At 57.5% G+C, this 22,930-nt stretch carries 17 protein-coding genes; 8 read left to right on the forward strand and 9 right to left on the reverse strand.

The genetic code is table 11. The annotated features are described in order from the left end of the window. Position 1: 1 nt before the first annotated feature. Entirely contained in the window at positions 2 to 925 is a 924-nt protein-coding gene (locus ACR0JB_RS08890; RefSeq protein ID WP_170394979.1) for a carbohydrate ABC transporter permease, read from the reverse strand. A gap of 97 nt (positions 926 to 1,022) precedes the next feature. After that, on the reverse strand, positions 1,023 to 2,282 hold the full coding sequence (locus tag ACR0JB_RS08895) for an ABC transporter substrate-binding protein (RefSeq protein ID WP_170361732.1): 1,260 nt from the start codon (positions 2,280 to 2,282) through the stop codon (positions 1,023 to 1,025). Between the two features lie 141 nt (positions 2,283 to 2,423). Here ACR0JB_RS08895 and ACR0JB_RS08900 point away from each other — a divergent pair, with 141 nt between their 5' ends. From ACR0JB_RS08900 to ACR0JB_RS08935, 8 genes are all read left to right on the forward strand, one after another. Next, complete coding sequence (locus ACR0JB_RS08900) at positions 2,424 to 3,230, forward strand: IclR family transcriptional regulator (protein WP_170361731.1); 807 nt, start codon at positions 2,424 to 2,426, stop codon at positions 3,228 to 3,230. Further along, positions 3,227 to 4,285 (forward strand): ABC transporter ATP-binding protein, encoded by a 1,059-nt coding sequence (locus ACR0JB_RS08905; protein ID WP_170505941.1) that lies wholly within the window; start codon positions 3,227 to 3,229, stop codon positions 4,283 to 4,285. The genes ACR0JB_RS08900 and ACR0JB_RS08905 overlap by 4 nt, the downstream gene beginning before the upstream one ends. Positions 4,286 to 4,445: 160 nt before the next feature. Then, a complete protein-coding gene (locus ACR0JB_RS08910) occupies positions 4,446 to 5,405 on the forward strand; it encodes a dihydrodipicolinate synthase family protein (protein WP_170505938.1) in 960 nt (319 codons plus the stop codon). Continuing rightward, positions 5,396 to 6,328: a 4-hydroxyproline epimerase gene (locus tag ACR0JB_RS08915; RefSeq protein ID WP_170505934.1), complete on the forward strand. Its 933-nt coding sequence runs from the start codon at positions 5,396 to 5,398 to the stop codon at positions 6,326 to 6,328. Before ACR0JB_RS08910 ends, ACR0JB_RS08915 begins: the two co-directional genes overlap by 10 nt. After that, on the forward strand, positions 6,325 to 7,563 hold the full coding sequence (locus ACR0JB_RS08920) for an NAD(P)/FAD-dependent oxidoreductase (RefSeq protein ID WP_480789847.1): 1,239 nt from the start codon (positions 6,325 to 6,327) through the stop codon (positions 7,561 to 7,563). The genes ACR0JB_RS08915 and ACR0JB_RS08920 overlap by 4 nt, the downstream gene beginning before the upstream one ends. Before the next feature lie 9 nt (positions 7,564 to 7,572). Further along, positions 7,573 to 8,598, forward strand: coding sequence for a trans-3-hydroxy-L-proline dehydratase (locus tag ACR0JB_RS08925; protein ID WP_170394994.1), 1,026 nt, complete (start codon positions 7,573 to 7,575; stop codon positions 8,596 to 8,598). A 244-nt stretch (positions 8,599 to 8,842) separates the two neighbouring features. After that, entirely contained in the window at positions 8,843 to 9,883 is a 1,041-nt protein-coding gene (locus ACR0JB_RS08930; protein WP_170394997.1) for a tetratricopeptide repeat protein, read from the forward strand. Positions 9,884 to 10,116: 233 nt separating this feature from the next. Beyond that, a complete protein-coding gene (locus tag ACR0JB_RS08935; protein WP_170394999.1) occupies positions 10,117 to 12,330 on the forward strand; it encodes an NADP-dependent isocitrate dehydrogenase in 2,214 nt (737 codons plus the stop codon). Between the two features lie 284 nt (positions 12,331 to 12,614). Here the strand turns inward: ACR0JB_RS08935 and ACR0JB_RS08940 are convergent, their stop codons facing one another. From ACR0JB_RS08940 to ACR0JB_RS08970, 7 genes are all read right to left on the reverse strand, one after another. Beyond that, on the reverse strand, positions 12,615 to 13,721 hold the full coding sequence (locus ACR0JB_RS08940; protein ID WP_170395002.1) for a transporter substrate-binding domain-containing protein: 1,107 nt from the start codon (positions 13,719 to 13,721) through the stop codon (positions 12,615 to 12,617). Positions 13,722 to 13,765: 44 nt separating this feature from the next. Further along, positions 13,766 to 15,028, reverse strand: a complete 1,263-nt coding sequence (locus ACR0JB_RS08945; RefSeq protein WP_480644374.1) for a type 2 periplasmic-binding domain-containing protein — start codon at positions 15,026 to 15,028, stop codon at positions 13,766 to 13,768. Positions 15,029 to 15,050: 22 nt separating this feature from the next. Then, the gene (locus ACR0JB_RS08950; protein WP_170395009.1) at positions 15,051 to 15,836 is read right to left on the reverse strand and encodes a PP2C family protein-serine/threonine phosphatase; all 786 of its coding nucleotides are present in this window, start codon (positions 15,834 to 15,836) and stop codon (positions 15,051 to 15,053) included. Positions 15,837 to 15,839: 3 nt separating this feature from the next. Next, positions 15,840 to 16,871: an FHA domain-containing protein gene (locus tag ACR0JB_RS08955; protein ID WP_170395042.1), complete on the reverse strand. Its 1,032-nt coding sequence runs from the start codon at positions 16,869 to 16,871 to the stop codon at positions 15,840 to 15,842. 208 nt (positions 16,872 to 17,079) lie between these two features. Further along, positions 17,080 to 19,248, reverse strand: a complete 2,169-nt coding sequence (locus ACR0JB_RS08960) for a serine/threonine protein kinase (RefSeq protein ID WP_480789848.1) — start codon at positions 19,246 to 19,248, stop codon at positions 17,080 to 17,082. Between the two features lie 339 nt (positions 19,249 to 19,587). Beyond that, on the reverse strand, positions 19,588 to 20,874 hold the full coding sequence (locus tag ACR0JB_RS08965; protein ID WP_170551894.1) for a dynamin family protein: 1,287 nt from the start codon (positions 20,872 to 20,874) through the stop codon (positions 19,588 to 19,590). Then, entirely contained in the window at positions 20,871 to 22,913 is a 2,043-nt protein-coding gene (locus tag ACR0JB_RS08970; protein WP_170349888.1) for a dynamin family protein, read from the reverse strand. Before ACR0JB_RS08970 ends, ACR0JB_RS08965 begins: the two co-directional genes overlap by 4 nt. Positions 22,914 to 22,930 lie beyond the last annotated feature (17 nt).

A 22,930-nucleotide genomic window follows, 5' to 3' on the forward strand; every position in this document is an offset into this window, starting at 1 on the left:
CTCAGTGCCCCTTTTCTTCACGGTACATCGACCACAGGAAGTAGGCGATAAAGCAGAGCATGATCAGGAACAGGATCACAGCGATGGCGGCACCATATCCCATACGGAAGCCGTATTCGGACAGCGCGACCTCGAACATGTAATAGGCCAGCACGCGGGATGATCCGAACGGGCCGCCCTGGGTCATGATTGAAATCAGATCGAAGCTGCGCAGCGCGCCGATGATGGTCACGACAAAGGCGATGAATGTGGCGGGGCGCAGTTGCGGCAGGATGATGTGCCATAACATCCGCAGGCCCTTGGCGCCGTCCAGACGCCCGGCCTCGATCTGTTCGGGGTCCACGGCGTTCAGGCCGGTCAGGTACAGGATCATGCAATAGGCCGTTTGCGGCCACAGACCGGCAAAGATGATGCCATAGGTGACAAAGCGTTCATCCCCTAGCACGTTCAGCGGCTCGATGCCGAACAGACCGAGGAATTCATTGAGCAGGCCGAAGGTCGGGTCATAGAACCACGTAAAAACGAGGCCGACGACGACCTGAGAAATAACGAAGGGGAAGAAAAACAGTGATTTGTACAGGCGGATGCCCCAGACCGTCTGGTTCAAGAACAGCGCGATGAACAGGCCCGCCGGGATCGCGGCCAGATAGAGGACCAGCCAGATCAGGTTGTTTTTCAACGAGGTATAGAATGCATCCCGGTCAACCCATTCCCAATAGAGGTCTTCATAGTTGCGAAAGCCCACATATTCAGCCGCCCCAAGTCCATCCCATTCATAGAGGGACAGGTTGAAGGACTGGAACACCGGGATGATCACATAAACCATGAAGAACAGCAGGCCCGGGGCCAGAAACAGCCAGGGCGCAATGCGTTGTTGGTTTCTATGGAACCAGCTTTCCTGTTCTGGGACGTCGACGGCTGACATGAGCAAACTCGGGTTTTAGGTAGGTTGAGTAAGACGGGTTACTACCCGTCTTACGCAGGATGAGGTGCAGGCCGGGCTTTCGCCCGACCCGACCGGTTCAGTTGTCGTAGATGCGCTGACGTGCGCGTTCCAGTTTGGCCAGGATGCGGTCGGCATTGTCCGGCTTGACCATGAATTCCTGAAACCCTTCCATTGACACTTTGGCCATTTCGGCAGGTGCGTCACGATCCCAGAACTGCGCCACGCCACCGGGGCTGTTCGACGACAGCATCTCGAAACCCTGTAGCAGGAACTTGTCGTCATCCACGGTTGATTGCGCGTTCACTGGCAGTTGGCCGAGATTGGCGCCGTTGTTGATCTGGGACTGTTCATCCGCGGATACAACGAAGCGCAGGAACTCACGTGCGGCTTCCTTGTTCGATGCGTTGGCCGGGATGTGGAACGTGTCGGTCGGCGCGTCCTCGGCCAGTTCAACGTCAGGGTTGATGGCGACGAACTGGTAGAAATCCAGTTGATCATCGGTCAGCCCGGCCTCGCGCAGCGGAGCGACGGCGAAATTGCCCATCAGATACGCCGCGGCCTCGCCGTTGACCATGAAGGGTAGGGCCTCTTGCCAGCTATAGGTCTGGTGGTTGTCGATGAACGCACCCATGTCGATCAGCTGTTTCCAGTTGGCGAAGGTTTGCTTGACCCGGTCGTCTTCCCAGCTGATTTCGCCATTGGCAAGTTGGTTGTGGAAGTCGAAGCCGTTTGTGCGCATGTTCAGGTAGTCGAACCAGCCACCGGCAGTCCAAAGGAACTTGGTGCCGATGGTGTAACAGGCGCGACCGGAGTCGACGATCTTCTGACAGTTGACCAGCTCTTCTTCCCAGGTGGTCGGCTCGGTCAGGCCCAGCTCATCAAAGATGTCTTTGCGGTAGTAAACGCCCCATTGATAGTAGGTATAGGGCACGCCCCATTGTTTACCATCAAGGGTCATCGCGCCTTTGGTCGAGGCGAGATTGTCTGCGATCTCGGGTTCGGCCCAAAGATCGGACACGTCTTCGAACAGGCCGGCCTCAACATAGGGCTTCATCCGGTTGGCTGCATACCATGTCGCAACGTCCGGTGTGTCCGCCGTAAGGAAGTTGCGGATCTGAGTCTTATACGCCTCGCGGTCGATCACGGTGGTTTCAATCTCGAGCCCCGGATGCTGTTGCGCGAACCGATCGATCATCGCTTCCATCGTCGCGCGGGGCGCCGGGTTCGATGTGTCGAGGAAGATTCGCAGCTCGCCGGACAGTTCGGCTGCTACGGGCGCGGCAAGTGCCGCACTGGCCGCCAGCGCCACCGCAGTACGCTTGAACATGGAATGCATGGTTTCCTCCCTTAGCTTCCATTTTTAGTTTCAAATAATGAAACCGTGTTTTATATATTGAAAACTACACATCGACTCGGTTAGTCTTGTCAAGACCCTCGTGAAGATGGCGATGGGTCAATAGGAGGAGAACAGACGCCCGTGGCAGGTGACGGAACAATAGGAAAAGCATGTGAGGTGCTGGATCAGGTGGCGGCTTTTGCGCGCCCGGTCCGATTTGCGGAACTATTGGAGAGCAGCGATTTCCCCAAGGCTACGCTCTATCGGTTTCTGCAAACGCTGACCAATCAGGGCATGTTGTCATATGACCCTGATCGGCAAACCTATACGCCTGGTTTGCGGCTGGTGCGGCTTGCGCATTCGGCCTGGACACAAAGCTCATTGGCGCCGATAGCGCGGCCGTTTCTGGATGCTTTGAGCGCAGAGACTGGGGAAACGGTGCATCTGGCGCAGCTGGATGCCAGTCAGGTTCTGTACGTCGACAAGCGCAACGCCGCGCAACCGATCGAGATGTATTCGCAGGCGGGCAAGGTCGGCCCGGCCTATTGTACCGGCGTCGGTAAGGCGATGATGGCGTATTTGGATGAGGTCGCGCTGGAGCGCGCCGTTTCTCAGCAGAGCTATCACCGATTCACGGATAAAACCCTGACCTCTGAGGCGGCGCTGCGCGCTGACCTCGACCTGATCCGCAGTCGCGGCTATGCCATCGACGATGAAGAACACGAGCCGGGCATTATTTGCATCGCTTGTCCGATTCTGACGTCGGGCGGGCGGATGTTGGGGGCAATTTCGGTCACCGGATCGACCGAGCGGATGAATTTCGAACAATTGGAAACCTGGGTTCCCCGTGTTCGCCGAGTGGCCGAACAGATCGGAGCCGAAGCACAGGCCTGGCGGTTCCCTGAGACCCGCCAAAGCGCCGACAACAACAGGATGCAAGCGACATGACCGGAGTGACTCTGAACCAGGCGATCAAGCGATATGGCGAGACGCAGGTAATCCACGGTATTGATCTGGACATCGAAGATGGTGAGTTCTGTGTTTTCGTTGGCCCCTCTGGCTGCGGCAAATCCACTTTGCTGCGCATGATCGCGGGGCTTGAAGAGACGACCGAGGGTCAGATTAATATTGGTGCGCGTGACGTAACCCATATGGATCCGGCCAAGCGCGGCGTGGCGATGGTGTTTCAGACTTACGCTCTGTATCCGCATATGACTGTGTCCGAGAACATGGGCTTCGGTCTGCGTATGAACGGGGTCGCCAAATCCGAGATCGACCAAAAGGTTCAGCAGGCGTCGAATATCCTGAAGCTGGATCAGTACCTCAAGCGTAAGCCCAAGGCCCTGTCTGGCGGTCAGCGTCAGCGGGTTGCCATTGGCCGCGCCATCGTGCGGGGACCCGAGGTGTTTTTGTTCGACGAACCTCTGTCTAACCTCGACGCTGAATTGCGTGTCGAGATGCGGGTCGAAATCGCGCGGCTGCACAATGAGATCGGCGCAACGATGATCTATGTGACTCATGATCAGGTCGAGGCGATGACCATGGCCGACAAGATCGTGGTATTGCGGGACGGCCGGATTGAGCAGGTCGGCGCGCCGATGGATCTGTATCGCGACCCGGACAACCGCTTTGTTGCGGGGTTCATCGGCTCGCCCGCGATGAATTTTCTGGAGTGTGATTTTGCGGACGGTAAAGTCTCGCATCCCGCCCTTAGCGCACCGTTGGAGGTGACGGCCAATGTACCTGCGGGTCTGAACAAGGTGACCCTGGGCATCCGCCCCGAACATATCGAAGTTGATCGTGCAGCCGAAACCTGCGCCGTTGATCTGACCGAAGCGCTTGGTGGGGTAAGCTATACCTATCTGTTGACCCCCAATGGCGACAAGCTGATCATTGAAGAGCGCGAAGACCAGCGCAGCAAGCAAGGGGAGCGTATCGGTATCACCGTGCGGTCAGATCGTGCAATGCTATTCGATTCTGAAACCGGACAACGGTTCCGGTAATCGCAAAATCCTGAGTGAAGCAAAACGCACCGGTCTCTGTGATCTGGTGCGTTTTTTGTCAGTCGTAAATTTTCTGGATTTTGTATCCAATATCCGTTATGGCGAGTAAAAAGGGTGAATTCAGCCCGCCTCTACGTTGCCTTTTGGAAGGAAAACTTCGATGACGACCAATGTTTTCACCGGCACCATGCCTGCTCTTATGACGCCCTGTAAGGCTGATCGCACGCCTGATTTCGACGCGCTGGTGCGTAAGGGAAAGCAGATGATCGACGCGGGAATGTCAGCGGTGGTCTATTGCGGCTCGATGGGGGATTGGCCGTTGTTGACAGACGCACAGCGGATGGAGGGTGTTGAACGGTTGATCGATGCAGGGTTGCCCGTGGTGGTCGGGACCGGGGCCATCAATACAAAGTCTGCTGTGGCCCATGCGGCCCATGCGCAGAAGGTTGGGGCGGTTGGCCTGATGGTGATCCCGCGCGTGTTGTCGCGTGGCAGCTCTCCGGCAGCGCAAAAGAACCATTTCCAGGCGATCCTGACCGCCGCGCCGGATGTGCCCGCGATCATATACAACAGCCCGTATTACGGATTCGCTACGCGGGCAGACCTGTTTTTTGCCCTGCGCGCCGAGCATCCAAACCTAATCGGATTCAAGGAATTCGGCGGCAAGGACGATCTGCGTTATGCGGCCGAGAACATCACCAGTCAGGATGATCAGGTCACCCTGATGGTTGGCGTGGATACCGAGGTTTATCATGGCTTTGTGAATTGCGGCGCGACGGGCTCGATCACCGGGATAGGCACCGCCTTGCCGCGTGAGGCATTGTTGCTGGCCGGGTTGTCCAAAAAGGCGGCCCAAGGCCATGCCGAGGCCCGCCAGCGCGCGCGAGAGCTGACCGAGGCGATCCATGTGCTGTCCAGCTTTGACGAAGGCCCGGACCTGGTGCTGTATTACAAGCATCTTCTGGTGCTGAACGGGGAACAGGAATACCGTCTGCACTTCAATGAAACGGACGAGTTGACAGATGCGCAGCGCAACTATTGCGAACAGCAATATGACCTATTCCGCACATGGTTCGCCGACTGGTCCAAACAGGGCGGAGTAATCGCTGAATGCATGTGATCGACAGCCACACCGGGGGCGAACCCACACGGGTTATCCTAAGTGGCGCACCCGATTTGGGTTCCGGCCCGTTGGCCGAACGCGCCCACCGGTTGGCGACAGACCATGAGGAGTTCTATCGCTCGATCATGTTAGAACCGCGCGGCCAGCCTGCCATGGTTGGCGCGTTGCTGGTCGAGCCGGTTGATCCGACCTGTGTGACTGGCGTGATCTATTTTGACGTGGATGCCGTGCTGGGCATGTGCGGTCACGGAACCATCGGGCTAACCGTCACGTTGGCCCATCTGGGGCGGATCGGTGTTGGACAACATCGCATTGAAACGCCTGCTGGGATCGTAACGGTCGACCTGCACGACGCCAACACTGTCACCGTCACGAATATCGAAAGCCGCCGGGTGCATCGCGGGGTGACGCTGGATGTGCCGGGTTATGGCGCGGTGACCGGCGATGTGGCTTATGGCGGCAACTGGTTCTTTATCGTTGATCCCAGCCCTATACCGGTGGAAACTGAAAATATCCCTCAGCTGACCGATATGACCGTTGCGATCCGAGAGGCCTCGATTGCGCAAAGGATTGGCGGAGAACAGGGTGAACCGATTGACCATGTGATCTTTCAGGACGCTTCGGATAATCCGACGGTCCATGGTCGCAACTTTGTGCTGTGCCCGGACGACAATTATGACCGGTCCCCTTGTGGCACCGGTAGTTCCGCGCGTCTGGCCTGTCTGGCCGCTGATGGGGTGCTGAAACCCGGCGAAGAGATTGTGCAACACAGCGTCATCGGCAGCGCCTATCACCTGTCCTATCAGCCCGGCACGAATGGTGGTGTCATCCCGTCGATAACCGGGCGGGCCCATATTATGGCCGAGGCGACGCTAATCTTTGGGGACAATGACCCCTTCAAGGCGGGCATTAACCTATGACCTCGCGGGTCGTCGTGATCGGCGCTGGCGTGATCGGCATCACAACCGCGCTTGAGTTGCAGCGCCGGGGCCATCGCGTTCTGGTTCTGGATCGTGAGGGTATTGCAGCACAGGCCTCGGCCGGGAACGCAGGCGCGTTTGCCTTTTCCGAGGTCGAACCTCTGGCAAAGCCAGGGATTATGCACAAGGCACCTAAATGGCTTCTGGACCCGCTGGGGCCGCTGTCCGTACCACCTGCTTATGCACTCAAAATCGCGCCGTGGATGTACCGGTTTTGGCGGGCCAGCCGACCGGGACGGTATCAAGACCACCTGCGCGCGCAGGCGCGTTTGATGGACTTGTCCCGCGCGGCTTTGGACCGTTTGGTCACTTCGGTGAACGGCGAAGCGATGATGCAGCGTGACGGACAAATGCAGCTGTACGAAAGCGAGGCCGAATTCCGCGCCAGCCTGCCCGAGTGGGAGCTGCGGCGCCAACATGGGATTGATTTCGAACTGCTGGACAGTCGCGAGGCACTTGCCGAAAAACAACCCGGCCTGAGCCCCCGTTTTACCCATGCAGGGTTCACGCCGAACTGGATGAACACTGTCGATCCAAAGAAATGGGTTGCGCATCTGGCCCAGACCTTTCGCGATCGCGGAGGGCAGATTGAAATTCATGACACGCGCGGGCTGACTGCTGATGAAGGCGGCGTTCGGATCGCTCTGTCAGACGGTGAGAAAAAGGCAGCCAAGGTGGTTCTGTGTGCCGGCGCATGGTCGCATCACCTTGCGCGGACACTGGGCGACGCGATTCCGCTTGAGACTGAACGTGGCTACAATACTACCCTTCCTGCCGGTGCGTTTGACCTGCGCATGCATCTGACATTTGCGGGTCACGGATTCGTCGCCACACGAATCAATGGCGGCGTTCGGATCGGCGGAGCGGTTGAATTGGGTGGGCTGACCCTTCCGCCGAATTACAAACGAGCGGACGCGTTGCTGAAAAAAGCGGTGCAATTCCTGCCCGGATTGAACACCGATGGGGGATCGCAGTGGATGGGGTTCCGCCCATCCCTGCCAGACAGTCTGCCGGTGATCGGAGCCTCGCCGAACGCGCCGGACGTCATTTATGCCTTTGGCCACGGTCATCTGGGTCTGACGCAATCGGCAGGAACGGCTGAATTAGTCGGAGCTTTGATTGACGGGCAACCTTCTCAGATTTCCCTAACCCCTTTTTCCGCCACCCGGTTCTAAGGACAAGACATGCGCAGCATCAAAACCATCCACGTGATTTCGGCCCATGCAGAAGGTGAGGTGGGGGATGTCATCGTCGGCGGGGTCCAGCCACCGCCCGGAGAAACCCTGTGGGATCAGCGCTCGTTCATCGCCCAGGATCAGACTCTGCGCAATTTCGTATTGAACGAACCCCGCGGCGGCGTGTTTCGCCATGTCAATCTGTTAGTGCCACCCAAACACCCCGAGGCGGACGCCGCCTTTATCATCATGGAGCCCGAAGACACGCCGCCCATGTCGGGATCGAACTCGATCTGCGTGTCGACGGTGCTGCTGGATGGCGGGATCATCCCGATGCAGGAACCCGAAACCTATATGACGCTTGAGGCGCCGGGCGGATTGGTCCGGGTCCGCGCAGAATGCCGGGACGGCAAGGCCCAGCGTATTAACGTGCAGAACTTGCCAAGTTTCGCCGACAAGATCGCAGTACCGTTGGAGGTTCCCGGCGTTGGTACGTTGACCGTGGACACGGCCTATGGCGGCGACAGCTTTGTGGTGGTCGACGCCGCCGCGCTTGGGATCGAGATTGTTGAAAATGAGGCCCGCGATATTGCGCGCATGGGTGTGGCGATCACGAATGCCGCCAACGAACAGCTTGGCTTTGCCCATCCCGAGAACCCGGATTGGAACCACATCTCATTCTGCGCCTTTTGTGGCCCGCTTGAGACCACCGAAACCGGCCTGACCGGCAAGTCCGCAGTGGCCATCCAGCCGGGCAAGGTCGACCGATCACCCACCGGTACGGCGGTCTCGGCGCGTATGGCGTTGATGGCTGCAAAGGGGCAGATGACGGCCGGGCAGACGTTCGATGCAGTTTCGATCATCGGTTCTCACTTTACCGGTCGGATTGTCGCCGAAACCCGCGTCGGCGACCGCCCGGCCATCACCCCTGAGATCAGCGGCCGTGGTTGGATCACCGGCATCCACCAGCACATGCTGGACCCAGACGACCCCTGGCCCCAGGGATACCGGTTGAGTGACACGTGGGGCGTGTGATCAATCACCGCGGTTGCGCGTGTGGTTTTTATGGCTCACTTACAGCAGGTTGACGGTAAAGGCATCTTGAGAATGGGCCGGGGATAACCACCTAAAGGTGAGTATCTCTGACCCAAAGGAGCCTAGATGCATATACGCCTTGCTGCCCTGATCATTGTGATTGCTGCTTTCGTTTAATTCACCTTCCAGATTGGAAGCGAAATACACGCAGCTGACCGCAACATGTCTAGGCAACAATGGCAGTATGGCTACGGTTGTTTCGGCATGTACGGCATTGATAGAGGTCAATGGGCTCACTCCGGATCAGAGAAATGAACTGATGAAGGCGCGGGGGTGGGCCTATTACTGCGGTCGGCGTTACGCTGAGGCCATTTCCAACTATGATGCGGCTTTGGCCCTGCGCCCGAACGATGCGACCTCGCATCTAAGACGCGGCATGGGGTTGGACGCACAGGGAAATTTCGATGCGGCTGAAACAGAGTATGCCAAAACGCTGCAAATTGATCCGAACAACATCAATGCGTTGCTTGAAAAGTCGAAAATTGACGAAAAACAGGGACGCCTTGAAGATGCTGTTCTGGGTTACAAACGGGTGCTCGGGTTACAGCCAGACAATAGAAAAAGCGGTTATGCGGTTGTGTACCTAGTAAATCGAATTGAAGGGAAGGATGGGGTCAAGGCACTTTTAGATCAGGCGTCAGAGCGTTGGCCAGAGCAGGTTTGGGCCCACGAGTTGCTTGTGGAATATCATCTTAGCTACACCGGTGATTACGTTAGCGCGTTGGCAGCAGTGTCAGAAATCGATCGTTTGACGTCGGATATCACGACGGTGCTGCCGTTAAAGGCTCGCGTGCACCTTGAAATTGGTGATGAAAAAAAGGGGATAAACTATGTTCAGAAGCTCGCCGCATACCAGAATGAAAATGATGACACAAAAAAAGGCATTTTCATAAAGCGTTGGTTCTACAATGCAATTGGTTGGTATCTGTGGAGAAACAAGGAAGAAATGATGCTCCGCGGCCATCTCCACGCAGTTATGGGGCGACCGGACCTGGCGGTGCCAGAGCTTGAAAGTGCTTTGTCTGCATTTGGACCCAAAGGCCGAAAAGAAACATTGGATTCCTTCGGCAAGCAAGGAGTGTCAGTTTCACGTCAAGCCTATGAGGGATCAACTGAGCATCTCAATAGGGCGGTTGCAGACTACGTTCTACATGCTGGCACATTGCTGGAGCCCCTAAGGTTTCGCCCAGCAGGTGCAACGCCGCAGGATTTGGAAGAGATTTAGTTAGGCAGAGCTAAACGGCTGAATGTTTAAGCAAACTCGGGATTTCTCAACCCCGTGTCAATTTGCGCCCCCACTAGACGATTGATCCCAAGGCAAACCTGATTTAAGGGAGACCCTGTCAAATCAGAGTCACCATTGGGGCGCTTGGATTCCCGCGCCTCAGTACCAGCCACACAGATGTGGCGCTACTCTTGGATCGCACGCCCCGAAAGGCTGAAAAAAGGTAAAAGAATATGGCAGAAAAATCGAACTTCGATATATTGTATACCATTGTAGACGAAGCGCCCGAGCTGGCCAGCGCGTCCTTCCTGCCCATCATTCGCAAATTCGCCGGCGCCGCGGGTGTCAGTGTTGGAACCAAGGATATTTCGCTGGCAGGACGTATTCTTTCGACCTTCCCCGAAAACCTGACCGACGAACAGCGCATCACCGATGATCTGGCCGCGTTGGGTGAACTGGTGAAAACGCCCGAGGCTAACGTGATCAAGCTGCCGAACATCTCGGCCTCGGTCCCGCAATTGGTTGCGGCCATCGAAGAACTGCAATCGCAGGGCTATGATATCCCGAACTACCCCGAAGAGCCTTCGACCGAAGAGGAAAAGGCGATCCGCGCGCGGTATGACGCCATCAAGGGTTCGGCCGTGAACCCGGTTCTGCGCGAAGGCAACAGCGATCGTCGCGCCGCGAAGGCCGTCAAGAATTATGCCCAGAAAAACCCGCATTCGATGGGAGAATGGGCCGCTGACAGCAAGACCAAAGTGTCGTCGATGTCCGGCAATGACTTCTATGCCAACGAAAAATCGGCCACCATCACCGCGGCGCAAGCAGGCGATGCAAAGATCGAATTCGTCGGCAAAGATGGCAGCGTGACTGTCCTGAAAGACGGCTGGCCGCTGGACGAAGGCACCGTGGCGGATGCCACCTTTATGTCGGTCAAGGCCCTGTCTACCTTCCTGACCGAAGCCATTGAGGACACCAAGAAAGACGGCACCATGTTCTCGCTTCATATGAAGGCGACTATGATGAAAGTGTCGGACCCGATCATCTTTGGCTATGCCGTCAAAGCCTGGTTGGCGCCGGTGTTCGAAAAATATGGCGCTGAGCTGGATGCGTTGGGTGTGAACCCGAACTCGGGCCTGGGTGATCTGCTGGACCGCGTCAAAGGCGACGCCGAGATCGTGGCCGCCATTGACGCCCTGAAAGCTGACCGTCCGTCCATGTATATGGTCGACAGCGACAAGGGCATTACCAACCTGCACGTACCGTCGGATGTGATCATCGACGCCTCGATGCCCGCAGTGATCCGCGCGGGCGGCAAGGGTTGGGATGAGGCTGGCGCCAAGGGCGACACCAACTGTGTGATCCCTGACCGCTGTTATGCCGGTGTTTATGATGAGGCGATTAACTTCTTCAAAGCCAATGGCGCGCTGAACCCGGCCACAGCCGGTGCTGTCGCCAACGTTGGCCTAATGGCGCAGAAAGCCGAAGAATACGGCTCGCATCCGACCACGTTCGAAGCGCCTGCTGATGGCGTGATCCGCATCGCGCTGGCTAACGGTGACGTCCTGCTGTCACATGAGGTGGAGGCTGGCGATATCTGGCGCGCTTGCACCGTCAAGAAAGCTCCGATCGAAAACTGGATTCAGCTGGCATTGGACCGCCAGCGTCTGACAGGTTCCGAGGCGATCTTCTGGCTGGACGCAAACCGCGCCCACGATGCAGAGCTGATCAAATACGTGAAACCGGCGCTTGAGGCCGCTGGCGTGGCGGATAAGTTCCTGATCATGGCGCCGCGCGAAGCGACCCAGCAAAGCTTGCAAACGATCACCGCTGGCAAGGATTCGATCGCCATCACCGGCAATGTGTTGCGGGATTACCTGACGGACTTGTTCCCGATCCTGGAACTGGGCACCTCGGCCAAGATGCTGTCCATCGTCAAGCTGATGAATGGCGGTGGCCTGTTTGAAACCGGTGCTGGTGGCTCGGCTCCGAAACACGTGCAGCAGCTGGTTGAGGAAAACCACCTGCGTTGGGACTCGATGGGTGAGTTCTGCGCGTTGGGTGAATCGCTGAACTTCCTGGCCGATAGCAAAGGCAACGCCAAGGCAGGTGTTCTGGGTGCCGCAGCCGAGGCGGCGACGCAGGGTATTCTGGACAACAACAAATCGCCCAGCCGTAAGGTTGGCCAGCCGGACAACCGCGACAGCCATTATTGGTTTGCGCGCTATTGGGCCGAGGCACTGGCGGCACAGTCCGACGATGCAGACCTTGCGGCCGAATTTGCGCCAATCGCCAAAGAGCTGACCGAAAAGGAAGGTCAGATCCTGGGTGAACTGGCCGCCGCGCAAGGCGCGCCTGCCGATCTTGGTGGCTACTATCACACCGACCCGGCCAAGGCCGCCGCTGTGATGCGCCCCAGCTCAACATTGAATGCGATCATCGGCTGATCGCCGAAAGTCACGCCTTTAGGCGTGGCTTTTTCGATGAAAAATAGAGATCAAAATAGAAAAAAGGGCCGACCCCCAAAAGTCGGCCCTTTTTTGAGTGAGTGGGGAGGCTGCGCCTCTCCGGTATAGTTGATTTCAGAATATCACTCTGAGCTATTCCGGGTATTAGGGGATTCCCGTAGGCTCCGCATTTGAACCCCAAGAATTTGACCGAATAGCGGTACCAGAAACCAAAAAAGGCCGGTCCTAAGACCGGCCCCAAGGGTTTCAGGTGAACTAAAAGATCAGTTCGACGCTGCGTTCAGCTTTTCGTTCTGCTCACGCAGGGTATCCGAGATGATCGCGTACCACTCGCCGGACTCACGCATCTCAATCAGGCCTTTGTTCATCATCGCAATGTATTCGCGTGCGAACGGGTTGGTGCGGTGCGCGAGGAAGCTCATCGAGGACAAGGTGGATACATACGGGTTTTCAACGATGTCAGCCGAGGTCAAGCCCATGTCATTCATTGTCGATGCGAACAGATCCACTTCGAATGCCGCCACATCTGCGGTGCCGGTCAATACGGCATCCAGACACTCACGGGCTGTATTGGGCTGGACCACGGTTGTGTTGTTGTGGTTCAAGCCTTGCTCTTCAAGCACCACCATGCTCCAGCCTGCCATGCGGCAGATGGTCGAGCCTTCAAGGTCCTTGAAAGAAGTCGCACTTGCATAGTCGCTTTCCGGCAACGTGAAGAAGCCACCCACGATGTCATAGACAGGAACTGATGCGACAAACTGCGTGCAGCGGGCTTCGGTAGCCTCAGACCACTCATACGAGCGGTTAGTGCAGTCCGGGACGGTCCATGCGATCGAGATGTCAAACGCCCCAAGCGGCAACAGGGTGTCCAGGTGCGAGCTCCAGTCATCAACAAAGCTGACCGAGTATTCGCGCTGGTTGCCCGCACGCTGAAGGCTGGTTGTTGCCAGACGGGTCATAATACCGCCACCGTTCAGGGTTTCAGTTGTAAATGGCTCCCATCCGTTGCCCGCGACCATCTTGATCGGCGGCGCATAGACATTCGAACGCTTGACGCTTGCCGCACGCTGTTCCTCGGCCGCAATAACTTCCTGAGCGGATTGACCGTTCGGCAGGCTGCCGTCTTCACAAGGCAGCGCAAGAACCAGGCCAGGGGCCAGATCGTTCGGGTTAGTGATCAGGTTGCGGTTCGCGTTAAAGATCGGCTGATAGTTCGACGTGCCATAGGCCGCGATGGCGATGGTGGCCATCGTGTCGCCATCCGCGACGGTATAGTTGGTGCAGGCTTCTTGTGCGGCGGCGGCTCCGGCGCTCAGGGCGGTGACGGCTGTTGCCGACAGCACGACTTTCTTCAGGTTGAATTCAAACATGTCCACTTCCTCCAGACTTTTTAGTTGTCAGGCCGGTTGAGGCCTTAGCCATTTTCCATTTGATGACGCAGAGCGGTCGAAACGATGTCACGCCATTCGCCAGATTGCTGCATGATTGCCAGACCCTGGTTGAGCGTCTCAAGGATCGCTTCCCCATCCGGATTATCTTTGTGGGTCATGACGTTAAGCGACTTGATTGCCGCCAGGTTGGGGTTTTCGAGAATGCGATGCTCATAGCCCAGGCGGCTGATTGCACCGACGGCCAAGTGAGCTTCGATCGCGACGATGTCGGCGGTGCCTTCCATAACCGCGTGAAAGCAATCATCCGGTGACACCGGGCGCATCAGCGTGATCGCCGGTTCATAAAGACCCACTGCATCCATATGCGACAGTGACCAACCCTCGGGGCGGCAGATCGTGGTGCCTGCAAAATCGGCATAGGTCAGCGTCTGTTCATAGCCCGAGCCTTCGCGGGCAAAGAAGGTGTCCACAACCTCATAGAACGGGTTCGAGAAATTGTAAGTCTCGCACCGCGCGCGGTCATTTTCCGACAGGGCCTCGGCCGTTTCGCAATTGGGGCGCGACCAGGGGAAGGTGCCGTCAAAGGCCAGTGTCGGCATCAGCAGGTCCAGATGCGAGGACCAGTCGTTGACGAACTGGATCTTGTAGGCCTGCTCGGGTGCGGCCCGAAGCATCGCGGTTTCCACCAGATTTGTATAAAGGCCGCGATTGGGCAGGGCCTCATCTGTGAACGGCGCATAGTTGCCGCCGGTGATCAGCAGCAGCTGGCGATCCCGAATATCGGGGCGGATCCCGCCATCCGCGTCGCGGATCAGTGCGGCACCCTCGGCGCGGGCGGCTTCGATTTCTTCGTGGGCCGCGGCTTTGGCTGCAACCACCGCGTCCTCGCTGGTCTTTTTGGCCTCGGCCTCGGCTTCTGCTACGCGGGCTTCGGCCTCGGCTATAGCTTTAGCTGCCCGCTTTTCGGCTGCTGCGACCAGTTCGGCCGCCATCTCAGCTGCCATGGCTTCTGCTTCCGTTTGCGGAACTTCCCGCGCACGCCCGATATCTTCCAGACAGGGCAGGGTCAGTACGTCGCCCACGCGGATGATGTTCGGGTTGTTGCCGATCACGTCGCGGTTGGCGTCAAAGATGATGCGAAAATCCTCAGTCGAATAAACATTGATCGTCAATTCGCGCAGGCTGTCGCCTGATTGGATTTCGTAGGTTGAGCACGCCTCTTGCGCCGAGGCGGCTCCGGCCGCGGCAGCAAGTGCCAGGCTGGATATGAACAGATGGGTTTTCATGGGTCCTGTATCTTTGCCTTGGTTAGTTTCTTGTTAATTTCACAACACCGATCGAGGCATTGTCCTGATCGGGGTCAAACTTGGCGTGAAGCGCCTGCAACAACGCTTCGGCGATGTCCTGCGCCCATGCATGCGCGCTGGCCTGCACAATGGTCTGAATTTCCGCGTCGCTGAGGAACTGCAGCCCGTCACTGCCCAGGATCAACACGTCTGCTGCAGTCAGGTTCAGCGGCTCTTCCGGGCAATCGACCTTGGGGATTTCGGCCCCCATGACCACTGATGTCAGTTGGTTGCGATCCGGGTGAACCTGCGCTTCAGCCTCTGTCAGAGTGCCTTGGGCCACCTGCGCGTCAATGACCGGAGCCATGGAGTGATCTTCGTTGATCTGGCGCAGCACCCCGTCGCGGAACAGGTACAACGGGCTGTCGCCGATCGAAATCCAGAACACGCGCTGTTCCAGCAACAGCACCCCCAAAAGGGTAGACCCCATGTTGAGGCCCTCGCCGTTTTCCTCGCAGCGCGCGGCAATTGCGGCATTGGCTTGCATGGCAGCCAAGGGCAACGCGTCGATTATTGCGCTTTCGGTCGGGGTATTGCTTTCAAGCTCAGCGTCCAGGGCCTCGCGCCAGGCGGCAATCACAAGTTCCGAGGCGACTTCGCCTGCCGCATGACCACCCATGCCGTCGGCGACGACAACATAGCTGGCATTGGCCGCATCGAACATGCGCGCCGCGATCGCGTCTTCCTGCGAGTCGCGCTGACCCTGTTCCAGGATCAGAGCAATGTCATATGCCGGTTGCGCCAGCATCTATTAAGCATCCCGCCAGTCAAAGCCGTCATCGCAAAAGGCGGCAAATCGAACTGAGGTTTCGCTGATCCGGATCAGGTCGCCACTGGACAGCGCAACGGTACTCAGCACCGGTTTGCCGTTCAGACGGACCAGGTTGGCTTTGCCTCCGTGACCCAGATAGCATTTGCGGTCTTCGGGATCATAGGCGATCACCGCATGATTGCTGCGTGAAATACCGGTGTCGCCAAAGTCCAGTTGAATAGCCTGGTCGTCGTTGCGACCAATCTGCATCAGCCCCTCAGTCAGGGTGATGCAGGATCCACGACCCGGTCCGGCGGTTACGACCAGCCAACCCACAGGGAAGGTTTCCTGCGCAGTCTCGGTCTTGGCTACCGGTTCTGCGCTTTCGATCATCTCCTGAACGTGCGTGTCGGCGCGTTCAAAACCAAGGAACGTGGTTTTGACGCGGCCACGGCGGTCCTCGGAGGCGGGCGCTTGAACCGGCTGAGGCGGTTCCGGTGCAATTTCTGGTTCAGGCGCGATTTCAGCGACTGGTTCGGGTTGCGCAGGTTCAACCGGCTCGGGCTGAGCGGTCTCAAGTGTTTCAACAACAACCTCAAGAATGGCCTCTTCCTGCGGCTCCTCGGCCTGTGCGGTTTCTTCCGCCTCGATCTCTTCGTCGATGGCGATGTGCAGGGTTACAACCGGCTCTTCTGGTTCGGGCTGGGTTTCGGGTGTTTCGAAGATGTTATCCTCGGCCTCTTCGACCACTTCGGTCACCACGACGTCATCCGAGGCATCTTCTTCCGGCTCGTCGGAAAACTCGGGCATGTCCTTTTCGGGGATCAGTTCGTCAGCTTCTTCGTAGGATTCCGACGACATGTTGCCACCGGCCAGCGCGTTACGCAGTGCGTTGAAATCCGCAATCGGCTGGGGCTTTTCCGCCTCGGGCTCGGCGGCTTCTTCCGCGACCACTTCTACTTCGGTTTCTGCTTCTTTAGGTTTGCCGGCACCTTCGAGAAGCCGGCTGAGAGGGCTTTTATATTTGAACATGGTGTCGACACCTTTGCTTTTTGACACAGGGTTTTCGTCCTGCGGGGCTGCTACTCGCCTCTGCGCGCATCGGCACAACGGCACTTACAATTTGGAAATCAAACCAACTTTTTTCTGCCGCGACGGGCCGGTCCCCGTCAGGGTGGCGGATTTCCAGGCACCACCCTTCGTTTTCACTTTGCGGCAGATCACTTTCGAACCGGTCAGATTACTCCTGCGCTAGCTGCATCACGGCCTCAGCTTCGGCCCCGTTGCGCAGCACGGTCAGTCGAGCCTGCGTGAGATTGTCCGAAACCAGAGCTTCCAGCAGGGCATCCAGGCTTTCTTCTTCGTTCAGGATGGTCCCGGTTTGCGCTTCCGAGATTAGAACGTCGCCAGTCCGAAGGCTTCCCGCCGTGTCGGTGGGGGCAGTCGTTACAGTCGCCTTCCAGCCCTGACCATCTTCATTGCGGACGGTAAAGCCAATGCCGTTTTCCAAACCGATCACACGGATGGCAGGCAGAGCCAGCAAGCCGTTCTGTGCCAAGGTCTTGCCCAGCGGACGATAACGCGCGGTCACACGGATATACCCGTCAGGATCAACGGACAGATCATCCAGAACATGCGCGGCGAAGCTTGCGTTCTCGCGAATGGGTTTGCCATTCAGCGTATAGATCGCAGCGCCGCGCGTGACCCAATCGCCGATCACCGACATGTCTTGTGCCGGGTCAACACCGGTAACGGCGATGATGCTGCCGGTGGATACACGACGTCGTGAGAACTGGAACGGAATCTCGACATCCCAATGCGAGAAGGCAACTTGCGTTTCCGCAGGGGTTCCCGACGAAACCGCTGCGGGTGAAGGTTCGGCTGTCTGGGCTTGGGCCTCTTGTGTGTCAGCCGAGGGGGCCTGTGTCTGCTCGACAGGCTCTGGCGTCGGTTCTGCCGTAACGGGTGCCGGTTCAATTGGTTCCGGCGTAGGTTCGGTGTTGGCCACCTGCTCGACAGGGGCTTCGGTATCAGCAGTCTGCTCGACAGGTGCTGCCGATTCAGTTTCGACCTGGGTTGTTGCTGGGGTGGTGGTCTCGGTCGTTGCGGGTTCGGCCACAACCGCAATGTCCTGTGCGGGTTCCGGTTTTTCGCTGGTCATCAGGAAGTATCCGCCCGCCGCCAGACCGGCCACAACAACGGCAATGCCTGCAACCAGTTTTCCGCTGCCGCCTGATCCACTTTTGACCACAGTGTCAACGGCGACGGCCGTGTCTTCCTTGGACGTGAACTTGGCCAGTTCATCGTCGTTTTTATCTTCGTTGCCCAGAGCCAGATCTGCGTTGCCAGCCAGTAGTGCGGTGACCACCGCCTCGGCGTTTTCGCTTTCGGCTTTGATCCGGGCTTTTTCAACCTCATCATCCTTGCGGTCCATCGCAACGATGACGGAAACCGGACGATAGTCGAACGTATCGAACATCACGCCCGGACCGCGGAACATGCGCAACCAATCCAACGCGCTTTGCAGGCGGTCAGTGACGTGAACCTCCATCGCCTTGTCGATCGCTTCAAGGAACCCATCCGGGTAGCCTTTGAACTGTCCAGCCAACGGAGAGTATGGGTCGTCCTGGTCATTGTTGAATGCGTTCAGGCGGGTCTGACCATCAATTGGGCGTTCTCCGCTGATGGCGTGATACAGCGTGGCGGCCAGCACATAGAGATCACTGCTGGGGCCTTGATCGGCGCCACGCACATAGAATTCGTGGGGGGAATAACCGTCCTTGATAACCCGCAGGGTCAACAGAGCCGCGGATTGCTGTGCCGCTTGCTCGCGCGCGGCGCCAAAGTCAATCAGCACCGGATCGCCGTTCTCGTTGATCAGGATATTGTCGGGTGAGATATCCCGATGCAGCATGCCGCTTTGGTGGATGAAGGACACCGCAGACAACATCCTTTCGGTCACCTGTACGATGAAATCCGGCCCGGCCTTGTTGTCGGAGTTCTCAACGTAATCCAACAGATCGCATCCCTTGATGAAATCCATCGCGATATAGGCGGTGTTGTTGTCTTCAAAGACCTGGTGGACGTCTACGATATTGGGATGCACCAGACGCGCGTGGTTGCGTGCCTCTTGAATGAACAAATCAATGATGGCGCGCAGATCGTCCTTGTGGTCAGGATCGGCGGGTTCGACCATGTCGCCATTGCGGCGGCACAAGGCACCCGGAAAGCACTCTTTGATAACCACGTCACGCTCTAGGCTGTCGCGGGCCAAATAAGTGATCCCAAAGCCGCCATTGCTTAGGAAACGCAGGATTTCATACTGACCGCGCAGTAGTTTTGCGCCGCGTTGAAGTCCTTCAATTTTCGGTTCGTCGTGCGATGCACCGACCGCCTGGTTGTGGCTCATTTCTTTCCGCCCGTTCTGATCGTTTTGCGGTTTATTTAACTGGGCTAAATCGCCCTCGAACTCACAACCAAACACAACCGCAGGACACTTAAGACGGTTAGACGTTTCAAATTTGACTTTATTGGGGCCGCCTCATGGCTTCACTATGGACCGTTTTCGGATCAATACTACATATTGTATTTAGATGAGGTGGTGTCTCTAAATGTTGAAAATCAGCCTGCACAAAATGCAAGCTGATCGACTGTTTGTCTCCGCTTGGTCAACGGAGTCAGAAAGTTTTAGGTGCGATTCTGGGGCATTCGAATCGCTGTATCGCGACTCAATTTTAACGAGAAGTTATCAGGTTCCGGTTTTTGGCTGCGCCGAATCCACTCGGCTGCCTGCCCAGGCAAGGTTATCGCTGAGCTGTGCCAGAATGCTGATCGCGTCCTTCAAGGGGGCGTCACCGCTTTCAAATTGCAACAACAACAACAGGTCGGTGGCCTTTTCGAACTCGCCCGGGATCCAGTCGGCCGTGGGGTCGATTTCTCCCCCTTGCTCTAACCGTTCGGCGAAATCTTCGACGATTTCCTGGCACGAATGCAAAAAGGCCGACGGTTCGATATCCGACGATTCACGCAGGTCTTCGTAGATGCTGGCAATTGCGGCCAGCCAGTCCTCGAGGATCGGGTTTTCAAGCGGCGGCAGTGCGGATTCCAGCGTGGCATGCATCGAGGTAGTGTCGGCCGGCTGCGGCTCGGCCTCGGGCAGGTCCAGCGTTTCCAGAAAGGGCAGAAAGTCCTGTTTCAGGTCTGCCTGTGCGGCTTCAAGGTCAGCCAGACGGCGGGCGGATGCGATCTCTAAAACCTGTTCGGCCAGATTTTGGCCACCACAAGTTTCCCACAGGGTAAAATCGGGCTCGGGCTCCTGCGCCATGGCGCGGACGGCAACCGGCGTGCCAATAGGCACGACTGAGCGGAACAAATCGCCCTTTTCCTTGTTGAGCCGCGACAGAACCCGATCCAGTGCTTCGCTGACATGGGGCAGATCGGTGTGGGTGACGGCCAGCAGACTATTGGCGCGCAGCTCTTGCGGGACTTGTACCCACAGATGCCGTTCGGTTTCACGCCAGGCATTGGTCCCGTTGGTACACCAGATCGCACAATCGACGAATTTCAGCAGATCGAGCGTCTCTTTGTAATTGTCGTCCAGCGCACCGGTTCCCGGCAGATCGAACAAAGAGATTTCCTGCAGGGCAGGGGTGTTCAGCCCAACCGAAATGAAATCGGGTTCATCCGCGGCTGCTTTTTCCAGAGCGATGCCGGAATAAATCTTGGGTTCACGATCCCACCAGCCCACGGTGGTTTCCGGAGTTTCGGAATAGGCGACGATAACCAGTGGCAATTTCAGGTGTTGTGGCCCGGTGGGCAGGATATCGGCCCCGGCCAACATGTTGGCAAGGCTGGACTTGCCAGCCCCGAATTCCCCGGCAAAACCGATGTTGACCGCGTTGGACAGCCGTTCGGCATGGGCCAGCGCTCTATCGCGCATATCGCCCAGTGACTCATCGGCTGTCAGGTTTTCGGTCACGGTCAGAAAGCGTTCAAGTTGTCTTACTTCCTGTTCGGTTCCGGGAAATTCGATCATTCCGCCGCCTCTGCTAGTAATTTGTCTACGTCATCCGCGCCGAATACTGCGCTTAGTTCTGCCACGATGCGCTGTGCCTGATCAAAGGCCATTTGGGCCTCGGTGCGCTCATTGGTTTCGCCGCTTCCAATGCGATGTTCAAGATGCCCGGCCAGCAAGGCCAGATAATGGTCCAGAACGGTGTTCAGGCGTTCCAACAAATCGCTGCGGGCGGTGTCTACCAGATCATCGCCGATCATCTCGAATTCCTGAACGATCATGCGTTCGGCGCGGGCGACAACGCTTTTGCGTGAAATCAGACGTGACAACCAGCTGACCCGCAGTTCAACCGTAATGCCGCGGGTCAGAGCTGTGGTATCCGGGCGAAACCAGCGCACGGCACTGGTATTCATGCGGTTGTCGCTTGGGTCTTGCCAGCCGGGCAGGGCGCGCAAGGCGGCATTGCTTTGCATGTCAATCGAGTACAATTCGCTCAGCATCCGCTGCCGCACCACTTGCGTGGCCCCTTGAACCAACTCGCGCATTCGGTCGCGCAGCGGAGTGAAGTTTAGTTCGGTATCCCCACCCTTAGCAAGCAGGGGTGAGTCGCCATTCGGTCCCCGAACCACAGCCGAGACAGACTCGGCCACGGTATCGTCCATGACCCCGCGCAGATTGGCCAGAACATCGTCCATGTCATTGACGATTTCCGAGGTTTTTTGCGTTACCAGTGTGCGCAGATCGGCGAGCGTCTTACTATTCTCGTCACCGCTGTCGGGGGCAGGGCTGATTTCCTCTTCGATGACGCGCAGATGGGCCTTGCTGCGCTCAAGCTCGCCTTGGGCAAAACTGTTGAGGTGCTGCCAAGCCATCCGCAGCTGTTCATTGCGCGGTCCCTCGGTCAGCGCACTGGTCACGTGACGGCGCAGGTCTGGCAAACCCGAAGCGATCATGGCGGCAAACCGCAAGACGCCTTCGCGGCTGATCGGGCCCGAGCCGCGTTTGATTTCTTCGACCCCGTCCAGATATTGCTTCATTTGTTCCGGATGCGCGCGCAGCCAGGCCAGGACCTCATCATGGTTGATACCTGTTTCGTCCCCGGTCAGCGCATAGTGCGCCCACTGGGCGCTGCCCATCAGCACATCGATATCCGAATTGCCAAGTGCTTTTTCGAGACCGTCCATCACATCGGCCCGGACCTTGCCCGCATCTTCGGCTCCACCGCCCAATTCGTCGACGCGGTTGATGAAGACTACGATCTGACCCAGTTCCAGCGCCTGCATCAGGCGGAACAGTTTCAGATCGGCGCGCGACAGGGCCTGATGCGCAGACAGAACCACAACAAAGAAGTCGGATTCCTTGAGGTACTGGCGCGAAATCTCCTCGCGGATCAAAAGCGGGTCGTTGACGCCCGGCGTGTCCGTCACTGTCAGCGGGAACGGGAAGTGGCCGATGTCGAAATAGACCTCGGCCTTGCGGGTGATGTCGCTGTAAAGACCACGATCTGATCCAGGGTCGTGCTCACCCTCTTCGGTCGGATCATCCCCGGCACAGACATAGCGCGCCAGATCGTCCGAATTCAGGTCATCCAGATCGTGATGCTGACCCAGCAGGTGTTTATAGCTTTCACCCAGACGCAGCTTGGCGCGGGTTTTCATCGCCTCGACCTGCTCTTCAATCATTTCGCGCTTATAGCTGTCCTCGTCATCGGGGAACATGTTGCGCAGCTCTTCGCCTTCGGCGATCAGCGCTTGCCACTGGCGGTTGTCGAAAAAGTGGAATTCGGCCCCTGCGGTGCGTCCCGATGGGTGGCCGAAATGCATATCGGTAATCACCGTCGTCCACGGGTTCACATCCGACGGCAGGTATTCGGCCTGCCCGGTGAAGCCGTTGATCAAACGGGATTTGCCGGCCTTGATCTGCCCGACAAAGGCAATCGAAGGTTTCAGATTCGTCAGGTCGCTGACAATTCGCGAAATGAACTGGCGGGTCTCTTCATTAGAGGTGCCGTTCATGTCATCGGCAATACGGATTAACTCGCGACGGTTGTTTTCACTCATAAACTTTACCCTGGTAA

Source organism: Ruegeria sp. BI7, assembly GCF_056537925.1.

Coding starts and splice junctions, on each gene's coding strand:
- ACR0JB_RS08890 (WP_170394979.1), bottom strand. CDS start 925: ATGTCAGCCGTCGACGTCCCAGAACAGGAAAGCTGGTTCCATAGAAAC.
- ACR0JB_RS08895 (WP_170361732.1), bottom strand. CDS start 2,282: ATGCATTCCATGTTCAAGCGTACTGCGGTGGCGCTGGCGGCCAGTGCG.
- ACR0JB_RS08905 (WP_170505941.1), top strand. CDS start 3,227: ATGACCGGAGTGACTCTGAACCAGGCGATCAAGCGATATGGCGAGACG.
- ACR0JB_RS08910 (WP_170505938.1), top strand. CDS start 4,446: ATGACGACCAATGTTTTCACCGGCACCATGCCTGCTCTTATGACGCCC.
- ACR0JB_RS08915 (WP_170505934.1), top strand. CDS start 5,396: ATGCATGTGATCGACAGCCACACCGGGGGCGAACCCACACGGGTTATC.
- ACR0JB_RS08920 (WP_480789847.1), top strand. CDS start 6,325: ATGACCTCGCGGGTCGTCGTGATCGGCGCTGGCGTGATCGGCATCACA.
- ACR0JB_RS08925 (WP_170394994.1), top strand. CDS start 7,573: ATGCGCAGCATCAAAACCATCCACGTGATTTCGGCCCATGCAGAAGGT.
- ACR0JB_RS08930 (WP_170394997.1), top strand. CDS start 8,843: ATGGCTACGGTTGTTTCGGCATGTACGGCATTGATAGAGGTCAATGGG.
- ACR0JB_RS08935 (WP_170394999.1), top strand. CDS start 10,117: ATGGCAGAAAAATCGAACTTCGATATATTGTATACCATTGTAGACGAA.
- ACR0JB_RS08940 (WP_170395002.1), bottom strand. CDS start 13,721: ATGTTTGAATTCAACCTGAAGAAAGTCGTGCTGTCGGCAACAGCCGTC.
- ACR0JB_RS08945 (WP_480644374.1), bottom strand. CDS start 15,028: ATGAAAACCCATCTGTTCATATCCAGCCTGGCACTTGCTGCCGCGGCC.
- ACR0JB_RS08950 (WP_170395009.1), bottom strand. CDS start 15,836: ATGCTGGCGCAACCGGCATATGACATTGCTCTGATCCTGGAACAGGGT.
- ACR0JB_RS08955 (WP_170395042.1), bottom strand. CDS start 16,871: ATGTTCAAATATAAAAGCCCTCTCAGCCGGCTTCTCGAAGGTGCCGGC.
- ACR0JB_RS08960 (WP_480789848.1), bottom strand. CDS start 19,248: ATGAGCCACAACCAGGCGGTCGGTGCATCGCACGACGAACCGAAAATT.
- ACR0JB_RS08965 (WP_170551894.1), bottom strand. CDS start 20,874: ATGATCGAATTTCCCGGAACCGAACAGGAAGTAAGACAACTTGAACGC.
- ACR0JB_RS08970 (WP_170349888.1), bottom strand. CDS start 22,913: ATGAGTGAAAACAACCGTCGCGAGTTAATCCGTATTGCCGATGACATG.